The sequence below is a fragment of the Williamsia sp. Leaf354 genome, from assembly GCF_001424365.1.
Taxonomy (GTDB): domain Bacteria; phylum Actinomycetota; class Actinomycetes; order Mycobacteriales; family Mycobacteriaceae; genus Williamsia_A.
The window spans coordinates 536,915-558,177 of the sequence record NZ_LMPL01000003.1; the positions used below are offsets into that span (position 1 = coordinate 536,915).

Annotated in this window: 20 protein-coding genes; 7 read left to right on the plus strand and 13 right to left on the minus strand. The window is 69.1% G+C overall.

Annotation, left to right across the window (positions count from 1 at the left end; translation table 11 throughout):
- Positions 1-3: 3 nt before the first annotated feature.
- Positions 4-1,233 carry an acyl-CoA dehydrogenase family protein gene (locus tag ASG12_RS14045; protein WP_055790526.1) on the minus strand — a complete coding sequence of 410 codons (1,230 nt, stop codon included), beginning with the start codon at positions 1,231-1,233 and terminating at the stop codon, positions 4-6.
- Positions 1,234-1,336: 103 nt separating this feature from the next.
- Here ASG12_RS14045 and ASG12_RS14050 point away from each other — a divergent pair, with 103 nt between their 5' ends.
- Together ASG12_RS14050 and ASG12_RS14055 are read left to right on the plus strand one after the other, a co-directional pair.
- Complete coding sequence (locus tag ASG12_RS14050) at positions 1,337-2,200, plus strand: LLM class flavin-dependent oxidoreductase (RefSeq protein ID WP_055790529.1); 864 nt, start codon at positions 1,337-1,339, stop codon at positions 2,198-2,200.
- A gap of 231 nt (positions 2,201-2,431) precedes the next feature.
- Positions 2,432-2,635, plus strand: coding sequence for a cold-shock protein (locus ASG12_RS14055; protein WP_045823485.1), 204 nt, complete (start codon positions 2,432-2,434; stop codon positions 2,633-2,635).
- Between the two features lie 78 nt (positions 2,636-2,713).
- Here the strand turns inward: ASG12_RS14055 and ASG12_RS14060 are convergent, their stop codons facing one another.
- Positions 2,714-3,667: an ROK family protein gene (locus ASG12_RS14060; RefSeq protein ID WP_055790531.1), complete on the minus strand. Its 954-nt coding sequence runs from the start codon at positions 3,665-3,667 to the stop codon at positions 2,714-2,716.
- Positions 3,668-3,769: 102 nt separating this feature from the next.
- Here ASG12_RS14060 and ASG12_RS14065 point away from each other — a divergent pair, with 102 nt between their 5' ends.
- On the plus strand, positions 3,770-5,872 hold the full coding sequence (locus ASG12_RS14065) for a RecQ family ATP-dependent DNA helicase (protein WP_055790532.1): 2,103 nt from the start codon (positions 3,770-3,772) through the stop codon (positions 5,870-5,872).
- A 10-nt stretch (positions 5,873-5,882) separates the two neighbouring features.
- Here ASG12_RS14065 and ASG12_RS14070 read toward each other — a convergent pair whose 3' ends face one another.
- The 3 genes from ASG12_RS14070 to ASG12_RS14080 all read right to left on the minus strand — a co-directional run bounded on the left by ASG12_RS14070 (position 5,883) and on the right by ASG12_RS14080 (position 8,612).
- Complete coding sequence (locus tag ASG12_RS14070) at positions 5,883-6,971, minus strand: NADH:flavin oxidoreductase/NADH oxidase (protein WP_055790535.1); 1,089 nt, start codon at positions 6,969-6,971, stop codon at positions 5,883-5,885.
- A 99-nt stretch (positions 6,972-7,070) separates the two neighbouring features.
- Entirely contained in the window at positions 7,071-7,448 is a 378-nt protein-coding gene (locus tag ASG12_RS14075; RefSeq protein WP_055790538.1) for a hypothetical protein, read from the minus strand.
- Positions 7,449-7,484: 36 nt separating this feature from the next.
- A complete protein-coding gene (locus tag ASG12_RS14080; protein WP_055790541.1) occupies positions 7,485-8,612 on the minus strand; it encodes an FAD-dependent oxidoreductase in 1,128 nt (375 codons plus the stop codon).
- Between the two features lie 61 nt (positions 8,613-8,673).
- Here ASG12_RS14080 and ASG12_RS14085 point away from each other — a divergent pair, with 61 nt between their 5' ends.
- Positions 8,674-9,246 carry a TetR/AcrR family transcriptional regulator gene (locus tag ASG12_RS14085; RefSeq protein ID WP_055790544.1) on the plus strand — a complete coding sequence of 191 codons (573 nt, stop codon included), beginning with the start codon at positions 8,674-8,676 and terminating at the stop codon, positions 9,244-9,246.
- Between the two features lies 1 nt (position 9,247).
- On the opposite strand, the gene ASG12_RS14090 is transcribed toward ASG12_RS14085, so the two are convergent.
- Positions 9,248-9,793 carry a hypothetical protein gene (locus tag ASG12_RS14090; protein ID WP_055790547.1) on the minus strand — a complete coding sequence of 182 codons (546 nt, stop codon included), beginning with the start codon at positions 9,791-9,793 and terminating at the stop codon, positions 9,248-9,250.
- Between the two features lie 330 nt (positions 9,794-10,123).
- On the opposite strand from ASG12_RS14090, the gene ASG12_RS14095 reads away from it, so the two are divergent.
- Complete coding sequence (locus ASG12_RS14095) at positions 10,124-10,600, plus strand: NUDIX hydrolase (RefSeq protein ID WP_055790549.1); 477 nt, start codon at positions 10,124-10,126, stop codon at positions 10,598-10,600.
- A 10-nt stretch (positions 10,601-10,610) separates the two neighbouring features.
- Here the strand turns inward: ASG12_RS14095 and ASG12_RS14100 are convergent, their stop codons facing one another.
- From ASG12_RS14100 to ASG12_RS14125, 6 genes are all read right to left on the minus strand, one after another.
- Complete coding sequence (locus ASG12_RS14100; protein ID WP_200932783.1) at positions 10,611-12,038, minus strand: alpha/beta hydrolase; 1,428 nt, start codon at positions 12,036-12,038, stop codon at positions 10,611-10,613.
- Between the two features lie 96 nt (positions 12,039-12,134).
- The gene (locus tag ASG12_RS14105) at positions 12,135-12,794 is read right to left on the minus strand and encodes an isochorismatase family protein (protein ID WP_055790552.1); all 660 of its coding nucleotides are present in this window, start codon (positions 12,792-12,794) and stop codon (positions 12,135-12,137) included.
- A 37-nt stretch (positions 12,795-12,831) separates the two neighbouring features.
- Positions 12,832-14,721, minus strand: coding sequence for a hydantoinase B/oxoprolinase family protein (locus tag ASG12_RS14110; protein WP_055790556.1), 1,890 nt, complete (start codon positions 14,719-14,721; stop codon positions 12,832-12,834).
- A 46-nt stretch (positions 14,722-14,767) separates the two neighbouring features.
- Complete coding sequence (locus ASG12_RS14115) at positions 14,768-16,825, minus strand: hydantoinase/oxoprolinase family protein (protein ID WP_055790559.1); 2,058 nt, start codon at positions 16,823-16,825, stop codon at positions 14,768-14,770.
- A gap of 50 nt (positions 16,826-16,875) precedes the next feature.
- Positions 16,876-18,111 (minus strand): CaiB/BaiF CoA transferase family protein, encoded by a 1,236-nt coding sequence (locus ASG12_RS14120; RefSeq protein WP_055790562.1) that lies wholly within the window; start codon positions 18,109-18,111, stop codon positions 16,876-16,878.
- A complete protein-coding gene (locus tag ASG12_RS14125) occupies positions 18,108-18,848 on the minus strand; it encodes a GntR family transcriptional regulator (protein WP_200932784.1) in 741 nt (246 codons plus the stop codon). The genes ASG12_RS14120 and ASG12_RS14125 overlap by 4 nt, the downstream gene beginning before the upstream one ends.
- A gap of 128 nt (positions 18,849-18,976) precedes the next feature.
- Here ASG12_RS14125 and ASG12_RS14130 point away from each other — a divergent pair, with 128 nt between their 5' ends.
- Together ASG12_RS14130 and ASG12_RS14135 are read left to right on the plus strand one after the other, a co-directional pair.
- The gene (locus tag ASG12_RS14130) at positions 18,977-19,885 is read left to right on the plus strand and encodes a hydroxymethylglutaryl-CoA lyase (RefSeq protein WP_055790564.1); all 909 of its coding nucleotides are present in this window, start codon (positions 18,977-18,979) and stop codon (positions 19,883-19,885) included.
- Positions 19,886-19,918: 33 nt separating this feature from the next.
- Positions 19,919-20,437 carry a metallophosphoesterase family protein gene (locus ASG12_RS14135; protein ID WP_055791019.1) on the plus strand — a complete coding sequence of 173 codons (519 nt, stop codon included), beginning with the start codon at positions 19,919-19,921 and terminating at the stop codon, positions 20,435-20,437.
- On the opposite strand, the gene ASG12_RS14140 is transcribed toward ASG12_RS14135, so the two are convergent.
- The gene (locus ASG12_RS14140; protein ID WP_055790567.1) at positions 20,434-21,165 is read right to left on the minus strand and encodes a hypothetical protein; all 732 of its coding nucleotides are present in this window, start codon (positions 21,163-21,165) and stop codon (positions 20,434-20,436) included. The two genes, ASG12_RS14135 and ASG12_RS14140, sit on opposite strands and share 4 nt — an antisense overlap.
- Positions 21,166-21,263 lie beyond the last annotated feature (98 nt).

A 21,263-nucleotide genomic window follows, 5' to 3' on the forward strand; every position in this document is an offset into this window, starting at 1 on the left:
CGATCAGCTGGTGGGACGCTTGCCCGCACTCCACGCGTACGGCAGGTCGTCGCCGTTGAGCTCGAACGCCCCGACGGCCTGCAGCTTGTAGATGAGCGGGTTGTGCGTCGCGATGGTCCGCGCGTTGCGCCAGTGCCGATCGAGACGCAGCCGCTCGGACACGATCGAGGCGCCGCCCACCTCGAACAGCTGCGTGGTGGCCTCGAGGACCTGCGGGATGACGGTGGCCTGCGCCTGCGACGACGCGAGTTCGGCCGCGTCGAGGAGGGCGTCGTCGAACTGCCCACGGGCCAGCGCGTCGTCGAGCGCGACGTCGAGGGTGTCGGCGACGGCGAGCACCGTGGCGCGCGCGGAGAAGGCGGCACTCGACAGCCGGCCGATCACCTGCTGGACCAGCGGATCCTCGCGGGGCAGGTCGGCGGCGGCGTGGGTGTAGCTGCGGGTGCGCGAGCGCACCCAGTCGATCGCGTCGTCGGTGGCGCGGCGGGCGATGCCGGCGAGCACCGCGAGCTGCACCAACTGCAGGTACGAGGTGCCGTAGGTGCGCCCCGCCTGGCCGTAGCCGGCACCCAGGAGACGATCCTCCCCGACGCGGACGTCGGTGAACTCGGTTGTGCCGCTGGCGGTCAGGCGCTGGCCGAAGCCGTCCCAGTCGTCGTGCTGGCTCACGCCGTCGGCGTCACCGTCGACGAGGACCGACACCCGCTCACCGTCGAGGTCGGCGGCGACGAGGATGTGGTCGGCGTAGAGGCTGCCGGTGCTGTAGTACTTCGTCCCGTTGACCACCAGTCCGTCACTGTCGCGGCGCACGGTGGTGCGGTACCGGTCGACGGCCCCGACACCGGGCTCGGTGATGGCGTTGCCGACGAGTCGACCGTCGGCCACCGCCCGCAGCCAGCGCTCACGCGCCTCGGTGTCGGTGGAGAGCCGCTGGTCCTCCACGAAGCTCCAGTGCACCCGAAGGGCCTGCGGCAGGTTCGATTCCGCGGCCGCGAGATCGATGAGCAACCGGAACAGCTGGCGAACCGTCGCCCCCGAGCCGCCGAACTCGACCGGCACCCGCAGCGCCCCGAATCCCGCCTCCTTCAGCCACCCCGCCTCATCGAACGCGAGGCGGCGATCCACCTCGCGCTCGAGTGCACCGGAGGCGATGCGGGCGAAGATCGGTGCGAAGCGTGCGTCGAGATCGGCGTCGGACGTGGTGGTCGCGCTGTAGGCGAGAGAGCTGGTCACGCGACCACCCAACTCCGGTCGCGCGGGTGCGGGAAGATCTGGACTCACGGTGGGCCGAATGATCCCCACACCCCGTGCCGGCCGGGCGGTAGCGTCGGGACCCATGCGCCACGGAATCGCCATCCTGCCCGAACACCCCTGGCGCGAGGCCCGTCCACTGTGGGTCGAGGCCGAGGAACTCGGGTTCGATCACGCATGGACCTACGACCACGTCGTGTGGGGCGGTCTCCCCGAATCGCGGTGGTTCGGGGCGATCCCCACCCTCACCGCCGCCGCGACCGCGACCTCGCGCATCGGGCTGGGCGTCTTCGTCGCGTCGCCCAACTACCGGCACCCCGCGCCGTTCGCGCGCGACCTCCAGGCGCTGGCCGACATCTCCGATGATCGACTCCTGCTCGGACTCGGTGCCGGTGGCGACCCCGACTCGACCCTCCTCGGCGGCCCGGCCCCCAGTCCCCGCGATCGCGTCGACCGCCTCCAGGAGTTCACCGATCTCCTCGACCGGGTGCTGCGCACCGACCACCTCACCACGACCGGACGGTGGTTCTCCACCACCGACATGCGGCTGCGCGACGAGCCGATCCGCCCCGGCAACCCGTTCCTGTTGGCGGGCAACGGCCCCCGGTCGATCGATTACGCGGCACGCACGGGCGACGGCTGGATCACCACCGGACCGAAGGCCGACGACATCGAGGCGTGGTTCGCAGGCGTCGCGACCTCGGTGGGCCATCTCGAGGCATCCCTGGAACGCGCCGGTCGCGACCGAGCGGAGTTCCCGACCTACCTGAGCATCGACACCTCACCCGTCGTCTCCCTGTCGAGCACCGAGCTCTACATCGAGATGGTCGGGCGGGCAGAAGAACTGGGCTTCAGCGACGTGATCTGCCACTGGCCGAGGGACACCGCGCCGTACGACGGCTCGCTCGAGGTGCTCCATGACATCGCCGACCGAGTCATCGGGAAGTGACACCGATCGGGTGTCGATGATTCCGCGACGCGCGAGCCCATCGGGTTGACACGACCCCGCGTTACCTGTTGACTTGTCGTCGGTACAAGTTTTTGTGTTCGATAGTCGCTCGCAAGAATTTACACGCGAGGGCGTCGGGACATTCGCAAGATTTCCTTCCGCACCCGTAGTTGTAACCCGAGATGGCGTGAGCTGCGCCTTCTCGCACACTGGAAACAAAGGAAATCTCCCATGACTCAGGGAACTGTCAAGTGGTTCAACGCTGACAAGGGCTTCGGCTTCATCACCCCCGACGACGGCGGCAAGGATGTCTTCGTCCACTACAGCGAGATCCAGGGCGGCGGATTCCGCAGCCTCAACGAGAACGATCGCGTGAGCTTCGAGACCGAGCAGGGCAACAAGGGCCCGCAGGCCGTCGGCGTCACCGCGCTCTGATCTCCACCTGATCTTCCAGTCAGCCCCGTCCCGAACCGATTTCGATCGGTGGACGGGGCTGACTGCTGTTCGGGGTGCTCACCGCGCCGCGGGGAGCCGATCGGCCAGATGGACGAAGGCCGCGGCGCCGGCGAGCGGCGCCTCGTCACCCAGACCGGCCTCGATCACCCGGACTCGTGACACGTAGTCCAACGGGTGTCGCGCAACGTGCGCCCCGATCCGGTCGATGAGATCCGGCGCCACCCGCGAGAACCCGCCCCCGATCGCGACGACCTCGATGTCGAGCAGTGCCGCGGCACTGCAGACGCCCTGGCCCACCAGCGCCGCCAACCGTTCCACGGCACGCACCGCGACATCGTCGCCCGCGGCGAACGCGGCCGCCAACTGCTCACCGGTGGTCCCCGGCCATCCCTGCCCGCGAGCCCACGCCACGGTGTGCGGCCCCGAGGCGACCGATTCCAACGTTGTACGACTCCCCAGGCTCAACTCCCCTGTCGCACCGGACACCTCGATCTGACCGATGTGCCCGGCATTGCCCGTGACGACCCGGCCGTCGAGGATGATGCCGCCGCCGATACCGGTCGAGATCACCATCCCGATCATGTTCGCCACACCGTGCGCCGCACCGACCCAATGCGCGGCGAGCGCGATCGCCACGCCGTCGCGATGGAACTCCAGCGGAACACCGGGTAAACGTTCCCCGACGCGTGCGGCGATCACCGAGCGCAGCGGATGCTCGCGCCAGGCAGGGAGATTGATCGGACTCACCGTTCCCGCCCGCTCGTCGATCGGCCCGGCGACACCGACCCCGACGCCCACGATCGAGCCGTCGGCGACGCCTGCGGCCGCCGCGCGATCGAGGGCACCGTCGACGACCTCGAGCACCGACACGTCGAGCTCGGCCGCCGAACGTTCTCCGCCGGTACCCGCTCGGCATCGCGTCGCACCGAGCACGGCGCCACGGTCGTCGACCAGCGCACCCTCCACCTTGGTCCCGCCGATGTCGATCGCCAGCGCCCACCGATCCGTCATGCGCCCAGTCTCGCATCGCGACGTCCACCTGTGGACAAACGACGTGGTGACCCCGGCGCCGGCACCGTCGGTGTCGTGCGTCGCCGGTAGCGTCGGAAAGCGATGGACACCGAAGCGAACACCTGGACCACGGCGCGCGCCGCCACCGCCACCACCGTCATCGAGGCCCTGGCCGGGCCGGGCGCCACGCTGCGTGAGGACCAGTTGACCGCGGTGTCCGCGCTCACGACACCGGGGTCGCGGGTGTTGGTGGTGCAGGCCACCGGGTGGGGCAAGTCGGCGGTGTACTGGGCGGCGACGGCCATCCTGCGTTCCGAGAGTGCCGGTCCGACGCTCATCGTCTCGCCTCTTCTGTCCCTCATGCGCGATCAGGTCGCCGCGGCCCACCGGGCGGGTCTGCGGGCGGCAACGGTCAACTCCGCCAACATCGGTGACTGGTCGGCCATCGAGGATGATCTCCGCAGCGGTGCGCTCGACGTGTTGTTGGTGTCGCCCGAGCGCCTGGCCAATCCGGGGTTCGGTCGGCGCGTCCTCGACGCCGTCGCCGACACCCTCGGCCTGCTGGTGATCGACGAGGCGCACGCCATCTCCGACTGGGGCCACGACTTCCGTCCCGACTACCGCCGCGTCGCCGATGTCCTCAAGACGGTGAACCCCGCGATGCCGGTTCTGGCGACCACGGCCACCGCCAACGCCCGCGTCACCGACGACGTCGCCGGTCAGCTCGGTTCGGCCACCCTGGTGCTGCGCGGCCCGCTGGCGCGCCGCTCGTTGCAGCTCAACGTCCTCGACGCGATGACGCCGATCGAGCGCTACGGCTGGGTGGTCGACCACATCGACCGACTGCCCGGATCGGGCATCGTCTACGTGCTCACCGTCGCCGACGCGCAGCGGCTCGTCGACGCGATCATCGCGGTGCACGGTGAGGGGATCGGTGTCGCCGCCTACACCGGACAGCTCGATGCCGATCGCCGCCACCTCCTCGAGGACGGTCTGCGGGACAACGACCTCAAGGCGTTGGTTGCGACGTCGGCGCTCGGGATGGGCTACGACAAGCCCGATCTCGGGTTCGTCGTGCATGTCGGTTCGCCTCCGTCGCCGGTGTCGTATTACCAGCAGGTCGGTCGTGCCGGTCGCGCCATCGACGACGCCGTGGTGGCACTGCTGCCGTCCGGGGCCGACGCAGGCATCTGGGACCACTTCGCGACCGCGACGATCCCCGACCCGAAGCAGATGGCGACGGTGCTCGACGAACTCGGACGGTCCGACGAGGCTCCGTCGGCGATCGCGATCGAGGCCTCGACCGGCATCCGGCGCACGCGGGTGGAGCTCATGCTCAAGCAGCTCGCGGTCGACGGCGCCGTCGAGCGCGTCGACGGCGGGTGGCGATCGACGGGCACGCCGTGGACCTACGACGCCGAGCACTACGACGGCATCATCGACACACGCCGTCGCGAGGCCGACATCATGCGCGCCTACACGCGCGGCGAACGCTGCCTGATGGCGTTGCTGGTCGAATCACTCGACGATCCGGAGGTCGCCGCCTGCGGGCGATGCTCGGTGTGCCGCGGGGCTCTGTCCGACGGGCTCACGGCCGCCGCCGACCCCGAGACGGTGCGCGCGGTGTCGGCCACCCTGCGCTCGGGTGCCCACGATCTCGACCCGCGAAAGATGTGGCCGGGTGGCGCTTTCGGCGCGAAGGGACGCATCCCGAGCCATCTCGCGACCGAACCGGGGAAGGTCCTCGTCCACGCGGATGCACCGGAGTGGACCGACACCCTGACCGCGGCGCGACGCGGCGACGACGATGCCCTCGGTGAGATCTCCTCGGCCGCCGTGGCGGCTCTGTCGGCGTGGCGCACCACCTGGGTGCAGCGACCCGAGATCGCGGTCTCGCTCACCACCGGCGGATCGGGACGGTCGATCGCCGACCACGTGGCCGACCACCTCGCGTCGGTCGGTTCGTTGGACCGCGCGACGCAACCGATCGACACCTCGGGCGATCCGGGTCGTGACGCCTCCGGCGCCGACGAGGCCGCGCACTGGCGGGCGGCGATGCAACCTGCACCCGACGTGGCGGGCAGAACCGTTCTGCTCGTGGTCGATTCGTCACGGTCGGGGTGGCCCATCACCGTGGCGGGCGCGCACCTGCGTGACGCCGGCGCCGCCGCGGTCCTCCCCCTGCTCATCCACCGACCGGCCTGATCGGACGCCGTCAGTCGCGCCAGGCGCCCCGCTGATACTGCGGACGGTACGGCGCGTCGTGGTGTCCGATGCCGAGGTCGTGGGCGGCACGCAACGGCCAGGCCGGGTCACGCAGCGCACCACGGGCGAGGAACACCGCGTCGGCCTGTCCGGTGGCCAGGATCGTCTCGGCCTGCTGGGGGTCGGTGATCATCCCGACCGCGGCGGTCGCGATCCGGGCCCCGCTGCGGACGCGCGCGGCGAACTCGACCTGGTACCCCGGCCCGACCGGGATGTCGGCGAGCACGTTGCCGCCGGTCGAGGCGTCGACCAGGTCGACGCCGTGCTCACGCAGCACCTGCGCCAGCGCCACCGAATCCTCGGCGCTCCAGCCACCCTCGGTCCAGTCGGTCGCGGAGATGCGGAACAGCACCGGCATCGCGTCGCCGACCGCGGCGCGCACGGCGTCGGCGATCTCGATCGCGAGTCGGGTGCGGCCGGCGACGTCGCCGCCGTAGGCGTCGTCGCGGTGATTCGACAGCGGCGAGAGGAACTCGTGGATCAGGTAGCCGTGGGCGGCGTGGATCTCGACGGTGTCGAAGCCTGCCGACGACGCGCGCCGGGCCGCGTCGCCGAATGCGGTCACCACGTCCCCGATCTCGTCGACCGTGAGCGCCCTCGGGGTGGCGTATCCGTCGAAGGCGATGGCCGACGGCGCCACCGCCTCCCAACCACCCTCGGACTCCGGAACCGAACCCTCGCCATCGGCGAACGGCGAGTACGTCGAGGCCTTGCGCCCCGCATGCGCGAGCTGGACGCCGATGAGCGAATCCTGGGCGTGGACGAAATCGGTGACTCGACGCCACGCGGCGGCCTGCTCGTCGGTCCACAGGCCCGCGTCCTCGGGACTGATCCGTCCGTCGGCGGTCACCGCGGCCGCCTCGGTCAGGATCAGCCCGAACCCACCGATGGCGTGCGAGCCGAGGTGCACGAGATGCCAGTCGGTGGGCACGCCGTCACGGGCGAAGCAGCTGTACTGACACATCGGCGACAGCCAGACACGGTTGGGGACGGTCAGCGACCGCAGGGTGAGGGGCTCGAACAGCGCGGGGGTGGTCACGGGAGAGGTCAACGACGGCATGCGTGCGGATCATTCCGCCTGTGAGACATCTCCCCCGGGCGTCCTTCCCTCGGACGTCCTCGCTGTGTGCGCCTGCGCTCAGTTGTCGGCCCGGAACCCCACGTCGGTGTCGTCGGCGAGCACGACGTAGGCGCGGCGCCACGCGGTGTCGGGGTCGAGGTGCCACACGTGACCCGTGCCGGTGGTGTCCTCGGCGAGCAGCACCACCCCCGGGCGGAGCGTGAAACCCTCGTCGTCGCGGGTCCGGAAGTGCAGCACCCCGCTGAGCGTGATGACGAGTTGGCGTCGCGGCGCCGGGTGCCACCCGAGGTCGGCCCCGGGAGCGGTCTCGGCGAAGTGCACACTCGTCGCCGATGCCGTACTGCTGGTGAGGCGCTCCGGATGGAGGTCGATGACCCCGCGTTCGGTGTGCGAGTCACCGTCTTCGCCGGTCCACAGACGCCAGGTCTCGATCACGACTCTCCCCTTCCACGACACGCGGGTGCGACGCGGTCAACGATAGGCGAGCTCGGAGATCTCCATCGCGATGCGGTGCCGGATCGGTGGGACGCTCAGGCCGGCGCGGATGACGGTGTTGCGGACGGCCCGGGCACCGGTCACGTCGACGGTCGCCGCGCGGGTCATACGGTCGGTGAGCCGCAACACGCGGCGGGCGACCGGGCGACGACGACGTTCGTAGGAATCCGGATCGGCTCCCGTGGTGAGGATCTCGGCGAGCACCAGCGCGTCCTGGATCCCGGTGTTCATCCCCTGGCCGCCCGCCGGCGAGTGGACGTGTGCGGCGTCGCCGGCCAGGAAGACCACGCCCCGACGGTAGGTCTCGGCCAGACGGTGGTGGACCCGGAACCGACCGCTCCAGGCGACGTCCCCGACCTCCGCGGCGTCCGCGCGAGCGCGCAGCAGCGACTCGATGTCGGCGCCGGTGGGATGCTCGGGCGGATCATCGACCGTCGCGACGACCCGGAATCGATTGTCGGGCAGCGGCGCGACGACCGCGAGACCCTCGGGCGCGAAGGTCAACGACACGGTGTCGCGGGGAACCGGCCACGCCATCGACACGTCGGCGAGGACGAACGACTGCTCGTACCCCGATCCGGGGAAGCCGATCGCGACAGCGTCGCGCACCGCGCTGCGCATCCCGTCGGCACCGATCACCGCGTCGAACCGCGCGGTCCGCGACACCCCCGCCGGATCGCGCAGGCGGGCGTGGCCGTCCGCGTCGAGGTCGTCGAGTCGGGTGTTCCACTCGACCGCGACACCACCCTCGGTGAGCCGGTCGCGCAGGATGGCCTCGGTGTCGGCCTGGGAGATCATCGCGGTGAACGGGTAGTCGGTGCGTAACGTCGAGAAATCCAGCTGCGCAATCGAGTTCGACCCGTCACGGATGTCGAAGCGGGGCACGCGTACGGCGCGTGCGAGGATCCGACGCGTCACGTCCACCGCCTCGAGCACCTCGAGGGTCCGAGGGTGCACCACCGCGGCGCGGGAGGTGTTGGCGCCCTCGCTCGCGGCGTCGACGATCCGGACGGTCACGCCGCGTGCCGACAGAGCCGTTGCCGCGGTCAGGCCGGTCGGGCCTGCGCCCACCACCAGGACCGACGACTGCGTGGAAGTCAACATGCGTTGACTTTAGCTCCGACCCATCGCCGGAGTCAACGGTCGTTGACATACACTTCGTCCCATGCCCGATACGACCACTCGCGGCGACACCGCCCGCAACGCCGAGCGCACACGCGCCGCACTCATGTCGGCGGCCCGGCGGCGGTTCGCCTCCGAGGGATTCGCCGCGACGACCGTGCGGGCGGTCGCAGGCGACGCCGGCGTCGATCCCGCGCTGGTGATGCGCTACTTCGGCAGCAAGCGCGGTCTCTACGAGGCGGCGACGTCGGTCGACCTCCACCTGCCCGACTTCACCGAGGTCCACCGGCGCCGCCTCGGCGCGGTGATCGTCGAGACGTTCCTCGACCGCTGGGAGGGCCCGCACGGCGAGTCCCTACAACTCCTGCTGGCGTCAGCGGCCACGGAACCGGCTGCGGCCGAACAGATGCGGACCATCTTCGCCGCGCAGGTGCGGCCGGCGGTCGACGCGGCGGGCGCCGACACCGACGTCGCCGTCGAGGTGATCGCCTCGACCCTCATCGGGATGGCGATGATGCGCTACGTACTGCGCGTCCCCAGCATCGTCGACCTCACTCCGGCACAGGTGGTGTCGGTGTACGGTCCGGCGCTCCAACGCCTGCTGGCCCGGCGCTGATTCAGATCTGGGGCCCCTTGGCGCGGAGCGTGTCCACGGAGTCCATCGCCTCCCGCAGTTCGGCGAGCCAGGCCTCGGTGTGCTCGCCGACGAGCTTCACCGACCACACCACCGCGTCGGCACGCGACCGCGCCACCCCGGCGTCGACGAGGGTGTCGAGGACCTGCCGCTCGGACTGACGCAGCCGCGTCATCACCGGAACGGCCAGGTGGGTGAACAGGATTCGCTGCTCGCCGACCTGCACGCCCCACGACACCTTCCGGGCGTAGCGGGCCTGGGCCTCGTCGGCGATGGTCATCCGCTGTTCACGGGTGTCCTCGCGGAATCGGGAGGCACGACCTTCTGCGGCCGCGCTGCCCCCGTCACCGCTCGGCGCCGTCAGCGTGCCGACGACGGTGATCTCGTCACGATCGACGACGACCTCGGGCGCGCCGTCGAACCATTCGTCGGGCAGCCGCCCGACGAACCAGGCCGATGCGTCACCCGCATCCGGCAGCTCGGCCTGTTGCCATCCACCACGACGTCCGCCGCGATTCTGTTCTTTCATGTCACCACTCCTTGGTTGGGTGATTACATGATTACACGCTTACAAAGACTGAGATCCAGCACTTCGCTCACAGCAGACCCCGGTGTGGGCACGTAACGACCACAGTTGGGCACGTAACGACCGAAGTTGGGCACGTAACGACCACAGCTGGGCACGAGATCACCGAGGCAGCCGACCCACCGGGACCGACGTGCCGTCGGGTGTCCAACCGGGGCATTGACGTGCCCAACTGGCGGGTTTACGTGCCCAACTGGCGGGGTTACGTGCCCAATCGAGGGCCGGGACCGCATGGAACGGTCGTGTCGGGCGCGGCCGAATACAGTCGTCGGCATGCCGACACCCGACTTCATCGTCGACCTGCGCTCGAAGATCGGCCATGCGCCGCTGTGGTTGTCGGGGGTGACCGCGGTCGTCCTGCGCGACGGGCACGTCTTACTGGTCAAGCGCAGCGACAACGGGGCCTGGACCCCGGTCACCGGCATCATCGACCCCGGCGAGGAACCCGCCGTCGCCGCGGTGCGCGAGGTGCTCGAGGAGGCCGGGTGTGTGGTGGAACCCGAACGGTTGGCCTCGACGCACGTGACGAGACCGGTGACCTACCCCAACGGTGACGTGTCGCAGTACCTCGATCTGACGTTCCGCATGCGGTGGGTGTCCGGTGAACCGACCGTCAGCGACGACGAGAACACCGACTGCGGGTGGTTCCCGCTCGACGATCTGCCGACCATGTCCGACGAGATGACCTACCGGATCGACACCGCGGTCGCCGACCGTCCCGACACGCAGTTCCGCACCGGGCCGGCCTGACCTCGACGCGTCAGTTGACCGGCGCGCACGTCGGCACTGCGGACGTGTTCGCAGCGACGGTCGCCGACGGGTCGACCGAAGCACACACCGGTGTGCTCGCCGCAGCCGAGGCCGGGGCCGAGGTGTTCGACGGTGCCGGGGCGGCCGACGGGGTGGTGCTGACCGAGGCGTCCGAGGACGACGGCGAGGTCGACGAGGACGAGGCGGCAGCCGAGGAGGACGACGAGCTCGCCGACGGCGCGGCCGACGAGCTGCTCGACGACGACGTCGTGGACGCGGCGGACGAGGACTCCGACGACGACGGCGCCGAGGCGATCCGCGCGGCGTTGAGCACCATGGTCTTGTTCGTGACCGGCGGTGCCGCCTTCATCGCGTCGATGACATTGGTCTTGCCTGCCTGGAGCGCGCGGTTCCAGTTCTCCCAGTCGTGACCGCCGTAGTTCGGGATCGTGATCACCGAGACGCCGGCCTGGGCGGCCTGCAGCTGGAAGAGGATCGTCGACACGGCCGAGAGCGCCTCGAGCAGGATGGCGCTGATCTGATCGGCCGGCTTGAGCTTGCGCATCTCCGACGGCGACAGGAACGCGTTGCCCGACGAGACGATGAGGACCTGGCCGTTCTCCTTGAGCTTAGCGAGGTTCTGCGAGGCGTCGTTCTGCTGCCACTGGGCGCTGCCGGGCGCACCCCACATGTTGAGGATGCCGTTGGTGTAGTTGGACACCATCGTCTGCGTCGCGAAGACGCCGAGGGCGCCGAGCGGGTTGTTGGTCTGGTAGTACCCCGACATCGCCTGCACGACCTTGAACTGCTCGGGGTGCTTCTCGGCCAACGTCACCGCGGGACCCGCCGACATCGACAGACCGACGATCGCGTTGCCGCTCTTGGCGACACCGAACTCGCGGTTGAGGTAGTCGGGCAGCTCCGAGGTCAGGAAGGTCTCCTGCTTGATCGGGGTGTTCGCGGCGCCGGCGCCACCGTTCCAGTCGGTGTAGAACGACGACGCGCCACCGACCGGCATCACCAACGTGGTGTCGGACTTGCCGTCGTAGACCTTCGCGGCCTGCACGTCGGTGGTCCACGCCGAACGGTCGTCGCGTGCGCGCATCCCGTCGAGGAGGTAGACGCCCTGGGTGCTGGTGTTCGAGGCCCGGATCTGCACGATGACCCACCGGTTGTTCGACGGCGACCACACCTTGCAGTTCTGGACGTAGTTGCCCGACGAATCCCACGTGCAGCCCGGGCGCAGCTTCTCCGGGTGCCCGATGAGCGCGCCGGCCTTGTTGTTGCTGACCAGCAGTGCGGCGAGCGCGAACAGGACGACACACACCGCGAGGACGATGGCCACCGGGCGGAGGACCGCCGGTCGCAGCCATGCCGGTCGCGTCGCGGCGCCCGTGGAGTCGGGTGCCGGGAAGTGGTCGGTGGGGATCCAAGCCATGCGTGGTGTCCTTCGAGATAGAGAGCGCGTCGCACCTATCTCGTCGCGAGCCCGGAGAACGTTACCGACGAGATCGAAACGTTCTCCGCGCGCAGGTCAACCGGTGGCGGACCCCGCCAGCAACGACACGGCGCGCTCGAGGTCGATGACGTCGGCGTACTTCGCCTGCAGATCCATCAGGTTGGCGGCATGGATCTCCACCGTGCGGTCGCCGCAGGCGTCGGCGACGACGATCGGACGGAACCCGAGCTGCAGGGCGTCGGTCGCGGTCGCGCGGACGCAGCCGCTCGTCGACAGACCACAGATCACGAGGGTGTCGATCCCCCGCGAGCTCAGGGTCGCCGCGAGCGACGTTCCGCTGAACGCGCTCGCGTACTGCTTGGTGACCACCACCTCGGCCCCGACCGGCCGCGGGTCGTCGACGAAGTCGGCCAGCGGCGAACCCTCGGCGAACACCCGCAGCGAGGGGATCTTCTCGACGAACAGTCCGCCGTCGATGATCTCGCCGGTGTCCGGATCGACGCGATAGCTCACCCGGGTGAAGACGACGGGGACCGACAGGTCACGCGCCGTCGCGACCAGCCGGGCCGACGCCGCCACCGACGACTCCACCGGCGCACGCAGCGGCGAGGAGTCGTCGACGTAGGCGCGGGCGAGGTCGATGACCAGGACCGCGGGCCGCGTGCCGAACCCCACCGAGCCCGCGAAGCCGGACCGGCGGTAGTCGTCGAGCGGATCGGACCCCTCGGCGGTCATCGCGCCGCGGACCGGGCCACGCTCACCGGCGGCGCGCTCACCGGGACGCCGACTTCGCGACGCTCACCGGCGGACGTGGGGCCGGCAGACCGGTCTCGGCCTCGCAGCGTTCCAGGATCTCCGAGATCGACGGACCCATGTCGAAGGTCTGCAGTTCCCCGCGCCCGGCACGGATCTCGCCGCGACGGGAGTCGGTCGCCGCGGTGTCGACGACACCGTTCTCGTCGCACACCACCCCGTAGCCACCGACGGCCCCGTCGACGGTGACCAGTCCGCGACGTACCTCGAGGGCGACCAACTCCGGATCGCGCTCGAGTGGATCGCCCCATCCCCCGCCGCCCCAGGTGACGAAGTGCAGCACGTCACCGGGATACACAGGTGCGTCGTGGATCTTGCTGGGCAGGATGTCGACGTCGCCGTTCGCGCGCACGATCCACTTGCGGCCGCGCGCACCGGGCTTTCCGCCGTTGACGCCCCACGGATAGGTCAGCCAGCGGTCGTCGTGGATGGCGATCGTGCCCGGCTGCTCGAAGTGGTACGCCACGTCGACGCCGTTGCCGCCGCGGTGCACACCCGCTCCACCGGTGTCGGGCAACGTCTCCCACCGCTCGACCCGCAGTGGGTAGTACGACTCGAGGTACTCGCACGGGATGTTGACGAACGACGGCCACAGTGAATGACCGTCCGGGCCGTCCCCGATCGGCCGACCGGGGATACCGCCGAAGCCGATGGAGTACAGCTGGAACCACTCTCCGTCACGTGGGCCGCCGTCGTAGTGGCCGGAGTACATGAAGTGCGGTGACGACGAGAACCCGGCGGCGTTGAGGATCTCCGGGTTGTTCTGTCCCAGAAGCCCTCCGAACAGGTCGAAGACGCGACCGATGCCGTGGTTGCGGCCGTTGAGCGCCGCCGGGTAGGCCGGTTTCCAGAACGAGTTGTCCGGGATCGTCACGTCGATGAGCGGATAGAACCCGTCGTTCCACAGGATCTGCGGGTCGGCGATGGTGATCACGTAGATGCCGAAGAACATCCGGACGAGGTTCTCGTTGATGAAATAGTTGATCGGCCCCACGGCCTGTGGCGCGTGTTCGGAGAAGTCGAGGTGGATCTTCTCTCCGTGACGGGTCAGCTTGATCGTGAGTTCGTAGGGCCCGTAACCACAACCGTCGTCGCAGATGTAGTCGCTGAACTCGATGGTCTCGCCGTCGACGAACAGTGTCGCGAGCAACACCTTCATGGCCTGGTAGTTGCGGTCGAGCAGGGCGTCGAGAGCCGAGAGGTACACCTCGACACCGAACCGGTCGCACAGCTCGACGATGCGTCGCGACGCGGTGGTGCACGCCGCGACCAGGCCGTTGAGGTCGGCGCGATTCCAGTCGGGCATGCGCACCTGGTTGAGGATGATGTCGAGCGCGGTCTCGTTGAGCGTGCCCTGGTCATAGAGCTTGAAGGGCGGGATCACCACGCCCTCCTCGAAGATGGTGCGTGCATCGGCGGGCATCGACGACGGCGTCTTGCCACCCACGTCGGACATGTGGCCGAACATCGACGACCATCCGACGACCCGCCCGCTGTGGAAGATCGGCAGCACGATGAGCCAGTCGTTGGCGTGGCTGATCGCAGCGCCACACGCGTACGGGTCTGAGGTGAGCAGGATGTCGCCGTCGCCGACCGTTCCGTCGAAGTTGTCCAGGAAGTCGGGCACCGAGAGTCCGAACTGACCGACCACCATCTTTCCGCTGGGGTCGGCGATGAGCGGGAACTCGTCGTGCTGTTCACGGATGCCCGGCGACAGCGCGGTGCGGAACAGCACCTCGTCCATCTCGTACCGGGCGTTGCGCAGAGCGTTCTCGATGATGTCGAGGGTGACCGGGTCGACCGAGGTCTTCTCGACCGGATCGGTGGCGGTTTCGATGATGGTGGCCATCGTGGTTCTCCTGTGGTGGGAGGGAGGTGTGTCGGGGTGGGGAGGGTCAGACCGGTCGGATGATGAGGCTGCCGCTGGGATCGACGGTGGCTGCGTGGCCGGAGAGCACCAGGGTGGTGGAGTCCATCTCGGTGACGATGGCCGGGCCGGTGATCACGTTGCCCGCCAGCAGCTTCGCGCGATCGAAGACACCGGCGCTCGTGTGGGCGCCGTCCATCCACACCAGCGTCTCGTTGAGCAGGGCGGCCGAGGGATCCTCCGACCCCTGCTCCAGTTCGGTCCACGCCACCTCGGGACGGGGACCACTCACGGTGACGCGCAGGTTGATGACCTCGCGCTCGTTGCGGAGCAGGAACGAGAACAACCGCTTGTGCTCGGTGTCGAAGGCGCTGCCCAACTCCGCCAACAGGTCTCCGCCGGCGGTCAGCACATCGGGATCGAGGTCGACGGGGATCTCGAATCCCTGTCCGTGGTAGCGCAGGTCGACCTGATAGGTCGCCGTCTGTTCGGCGCGCGGCACCCCCTCGGTCTCGAGCCGTTCGGTGGCCACCTCGGCGAGATCCGCGATCACCGAACGCAGTTCGTCGCTGTCGAGTTCGTTGAAGGCCCGCACCAGGGTGCGCGCGCTCTCGGCGCGCAGACAGGTCGTGGCGTCACCGTAGGCGCAGAGCACCCCGGGTGACGGCGGGATGATGACCGGCCACGCACCGGTGAGTCGACCGAGCGCGTTGGCGTGCAGGGGTCCCGCGCCACCGAACGACACCAGCGCGAAATCACGCGGGTCGTAACCCTGTTGGACACTGACGAGTCGCAGTGCGCCGAACATGTTCTCGTTGACGATGTCGATCACTCCGGACGCCGCCGCCTCCGGGGAGTCGAGACCCATGGCGTCGGAGATCGTCGCGACCGCGGTGCGGGCGGCGTCGACGTCGAGCGTCACCTCGCCGCCGGCGAGGTCGCTGGGCAGATAACCGAGCACGACGTTGGCGTCGGTGACCGTCGGCTCGGTGCCGCCGTTGCCGTAGGCGGCCGGGCCGGGATCGGCACCGGCCGACTGCGGTCCGACGCGCAGGGCCTTGGTCAGCTCCGGCACGTGGGCGACCGAACCGCCACCGGCGCCGACCGTTCGAACGTCGACGCTGGTCGCACGCACCGCGAGGTCGCCCACCTTCGTCTCACGACCGATCCGGGGTTGACCATCGAGGACCAGCGCGACGTCGGTGGAGGTGCCGCCCATGTCGAACGTGAGGAAGTCGGAGTACCCGGCCTGCTGGGCGAACCAGACCGCGCCGGTGACGCCGCCGGCCGGACCCGAGAGCAGCAGCGACACGGGGTCCTCAGCGGCCTTGCCCGCCTGCACCAGCCCGCCGTCGCTGCGCAGGATCGACAGCGGGGCACTGATCCCCTTCTCCTTGAGCGACGAGTCGAGGTTCTTGACGTAACGCGAGACCTCGGGCTGCACATAACTGTTGGCGACGGTGGTCAGCGTGCGTTCGTACTCGCGCATCTCCGGCAACACGTGCGACGACAACGAGATCGGGATGTCGGGCAGCTCCTCGGCGACCCACCTGCCGACCTGCTCCTCGTGCGCGCTGTTGGCGTAGGAGTTGATGAGCGACACCGTGATCGCCTCGACTTCGGCGCCTTTGAGCTTGCGCAGTTCGGCGCGGGTCTGCTGCTCGTCGAGCGGGGTGATCTCACCACCGTCGGCGCCGATGCGGCCGACCACCTGCACGGTGTGTTCGAGCTTGGCCAACGGCTCGGGTTTCGGCCAGATGATCCAGCCCGCGAGTCCACCCGGGACGAACGATCGTGCGATCTGCAGGACCTGACGGAAGCCGTCGGTGGTCACCAACCCCACACGGGCGCCACGGCCCTGCAGGATCGCGTTGGTCGCGACGGTGGTCCCGTGCAGCACCTGATCGATCTGTCCCGGGTCGATGCCGGCATCGGTGCACACCTTGGTGACGCCGTTGAGGACTCCGACGGACTGGTCGGCCGGCGTCGACGGGGTCTTCGCGCGGAAGGTGCTCCCCGACGTCTCCTCCAGCAGCAGGACGTCGGTGAACGTCCCGCCGACGTCCACTCCGAGTCGGTATCGCATGGTGTCTCCTAGGTGTCGTGTCGCCGGTTGTGGGGTCGAGGTGGGGTGGATCAGATGATCGATCGGGCGGCGAGATCGGCGGTGCGCTCGTCGGACAGACCGAGCAGACCGCGATAGATCTCGTCGTTGTGTTCGCCGAGTTCGGGTCCGAGGTGCCGCACCGCGCCGGGGGTGTCGGAGAGCTTCGGGAAGACGTTGTGCGTGGGGAACTCGCCGAAGTCGCGATGGGCCAGACGCACGATGGCGTCGCGGGCGGCGAAGTGCGGGTCGTCGAACATGTCGCGCGCGGTGTAGATCCGACCGGCGGGCACACCGCCGGCGTGGAGGATCTCGAGCAGTTCGTCGGTCTCGAGGTCGGCCGTCCAGGCGGCGATGATGTCGTCGAGTTCGACCATGTTCTCCCCGCGGGCGGCGTGATCGGCGAAGCGCGGCATCGACACCAGGTCGTCGCGGCCCATCACCGCGGCCAGGCGCGCGAAGACGGTGTCCTGGTTTGCCGCGATGAGGATCATCTCGCCGCCACGCGTGGGATAGACGTTGCTGGGTGAGACGTTCGGCAACACCGATCCTGTGCGCTCGCGTTGATAGCCGGCCACCGCCCACTCGGGCAGCATCGACTCCATCATCGCCAGCACCGACTCGTAGATCGCCGCGTCGACGAGTTGTCCGCGACCGGTGACCGAGCGGCTGTGCAGCGCGGTGAGGACGCCGATGGTGGCGAACACCGCGGCGAGCGAGTCGCCGAGAGAGATCCCCGCCCGCGACGGGGCATTGTCGGGATCCCCGGTCACGTAACGGATCCCGCCCATGGCCTCGCCGATCGACCCGTATCCCGCGCGCGTCGAGTACGGACCGGTCTGCCCGTAGCCGCTGACCCGCGCCATGATGAGACCCGGGTTGTCCGCGCGGAGCTCGTCGAAGCCGAGATTCCACCGCTCCAGGGTCCCGGGCCGGAAGTTCTCGACGACGATGTCGGAGCGGGAGATGATGTCGCGGGCGAGTTCCTGCCCGTCGGGGGTGCGCATGTTGCACGTGACCGACTTCTTGTTGCGGGCCACCACCGGCCACCACAACGACTTGCCGTAGGGCTTCTCCCGTCCCCACTGCCGCATGGGATCCCCGGTCCCCGGGGCCTCGAGTTTGATGACCTCGGCCCCGAAGTCGGCCAAGAGCTGTCCGCAGAACGGTCCGGCGAGCAACTGGCCCATCTCGACGACCCGGAGATCGGCGAGCGGGCCGGTCCGGGCGACCGTCGTGTCGGGTGCTGTCTCGGGGGCTGTGGTCATCGAAGGACTCCGCTCTGAGCCGGTGGGGCCGTTGTGTGCATCGGTGGGGTCGTCGTTCCCGCCCGCTGAGCCGTCGTCGCCGTCGATGGGGCTGCCTCCTCGTCGGCGCGGATCGACGCGAGCAGAACGGCCTTGGCCGCCCGGACATGCGACCTCATCACCGCATCGGCCCACACCTCGTCCCGGGCACGCAGGGCGGCGATCAGCTCGCGGTGATGCCCAGCGCTGCGCTGCAGATCCTCGGGCGCATAGCGGTGAAAGGTCCGCATCATCAGTGGCAGCTGGATCACGGCGCTGAGCATGGAGGTGAGCCGCGTACTCGCCGAGGCGGTTCGGACGATGGCGTGGAACTCCATGTTGGCCGTGGCGACGATCTCGAGGTCGTCGACACGCGCGGCCGCCTCCATTCGATCGCACAGCTCGGCCATCTGATCGAGCTGCGCCTGCGTGATCCGGGACGCCGCACGACCGGCCGCCAAGGCTTCCAGGGTCATCCGCAGGTCGTAGATCTCCTCGAGATCGTCAGAGGTGAACTGGTAGACGCGGGCGCCGCGGTGCGGCAGCACCTCCACGAGTCCCTCGACCTCGAGTTGCCGCAGCGCCTCACGCACCGGTGTGCGGCTCGCGCCGGTCACCTCGGCGAGCTCCGCTTCTCCGAGACGATCGCCCGGCCGGTGCCGCCCGTCGAGAATGGCGGCACGGATGTGGGTGTACACCCGGTCGACTGCTCGTTCCACCGATTCCTCGATTCCTCAGTTGTATGCAAAGTAGGCCATACACCTTGGACATCCGCCGCTTTTTCCCAGAATTAACAGAGTCCAGCCACATCCTTGTATGCAAAAGCTGGAGGGGCGATGATGGACACATGGCAACTGCAACGGGCTCGGTCGCACATGTGGTGGAAGTGGGTCCCCGTGACGGACTCCAGAACGAACGCAAGGCACTGTCGGTGGACACGCGCGTCGAGTTCATCCGTCGGGCGGTCTCGGCGGGGCTCAAGCGCATCGAGACCGTCAGCTTCGTCAACCCTGCGCGTGTACCGCAGATGGCGGGGGCCGAAGAGGTCATGGCCGCGCTCCCCCGCCTCGACGACGTGAACTACATCGGGCTGGTCCTCAACGAACGCGGGCTCGACCGCGCGCTGGCCGCCGGCGTCGACGAGGTCAACGTCGTGGTCGTGTGCTCCGACGAGTTCAGCCTCCGGAACCAGGGCTGCGACGTCGCCGAGGGCCTCGCCCGGTGGGAGCGGATCGCCGAGAGGTCCCGCGCCGCAGGCGTGTTCACCACCGCGACCCTGGCCGTGTCGTTCGGCTGCCCGTTCAGCGGCGAGGTTCCCGCCTCGCGCGTCATCGAGATCATGGACCGCGTGGCGCAGTCGGGCCCCGACGAGATCGCGATCGCCGACACCATCGGGGTGGGTGTGCCCGCCCAGGTGCGTGACCTCGGGGCCGGTCTCGCCCGTGTCGCACCGGGTGTCGCCCACCGCTGGCACTTCCACAACACCCGCAACACCGGGTACGCGAACGCTCTCACCGCACTCGACCTCGGTGACTGCGCCCTCGATTCGAGCATCGGCGGGTTCGGTGGTTGCCCGTTCGCCCCCGCCGCCACCGGAAACATCGCCACCGAGGATCTGCGCTATCAACTCGAGAGGTCGGGCGTCTCCACGGGGATCGACGGCACCAAGGTGGTCGACACCGCGACGTGGATCAGCACGGAGCTGGAGTCACCGGTGACCGCGCTGCTCGGTCGCGCCGGTCCGTTCCCCGGCTGAGCGGTGTCGCCGACACCGGCGGCAAAAGGGCCCATCTCGCTGGTGCTCACCGCCGACACCCATCTCCCCAAGCGTGCCAAGCAGTTACCGCCCGCACTCCTCGAGGCGATGGACGCGGCCGACGTGGTGTTCCACGCCGGCGACTGGGTCGACGAGGCCACCCTCGACCTGTTCGAGTCCCGCTCCGCGCGCCTCGTCGCGTGCTGGGGTAACAACGACGGCCCCGAACTGCGCGCCCGAATCCCCGAACGAGTCGACGTGACGCTCGGCGGTCTGCGGTTCACCACGGTGCACGAGACGGGTGCCGCGGCAGGCCGCGAGAAACGCATGGCGGCGGCCTACCCCGACACCGACGTCCTCGTCTTCGGGCACAGCCACATCCCGTGGGACACCCTCGCCGACAACGGACTCCGCCTGCTGAACCCCGGTTCGCCCACCGACCGGCGACGGCAGCCGTTCTGCACCTTCATGACCGCGACCATCGCCGCGGGTGGGCTCTCCGACGTGGCGCTACACCGAGTGACCCACACCGCGACGACGGCACGGAGCTAGTCGGCGAGCACCTTCTGCACGGCGGCGGCACGCGACGTCGAGCCGAAGTCGAACACCGGGTTGGTCAGGTGCACGTCGAGCGTGTTGTTCGGTCCGGCGATCAGCGCGTTGATGATCGGCGCGAACAGACCACAGTCGCCCTGGAACTCCGGGATCGTGTAGCTGCCCTTGACGTGGGTGTCAGCGGTGTTGTCCTGGAACAGCTTCGCGGCGTCGATCGACCCGGTGAGGTTCGCTGTCGTGGTCTGCGTCGCGCAGTTGCCGCCAGCCGGGACCAACGTCAGATCCGACGAACCCAGTGAACCGATGCCCAGCGGGGCAACCTTGTCGAGACGGATCTTGAACGACTGCGCGACTTTCAGATCGAGTGTGGTCCGGCCGTCGACCTCGCCCTGGGCGATGGTGCCGGTGACCTTGGTCGGCTCCACGATGGAGATGGTGAACGTCGCGAGGGTCAACGGACCGAGCTTCAGGGCAGCGGTGGTCTGTGGCAGGTTCAGCGTCCCCACCAGGTTGGTGAGATCGGTGCGGCTCGACAGCGTCGTCTTCCCGAACGTGATCGGCTGGCCGGTCTTGGAGATGACCGACACCGTCTCGGCGTCGAACGCGAGGCCGACCGGGTAGTCGTCGCCGACGTCGGCCTGCGCCGCCGCCGCGCCGACACTCGACAGCACCGATGCTGCCACCGCCGCGACCATTGCGCTGGTGAGGTACCTGCGAATCTTCATGCTGTATGTCCGATCTCGAGTGTCGACGTCCCCGTTGGCGCCGATGCGCGAGCAGAAAAATAACAATGGCGTGCATCAATAGTTCTCGATTCGACACC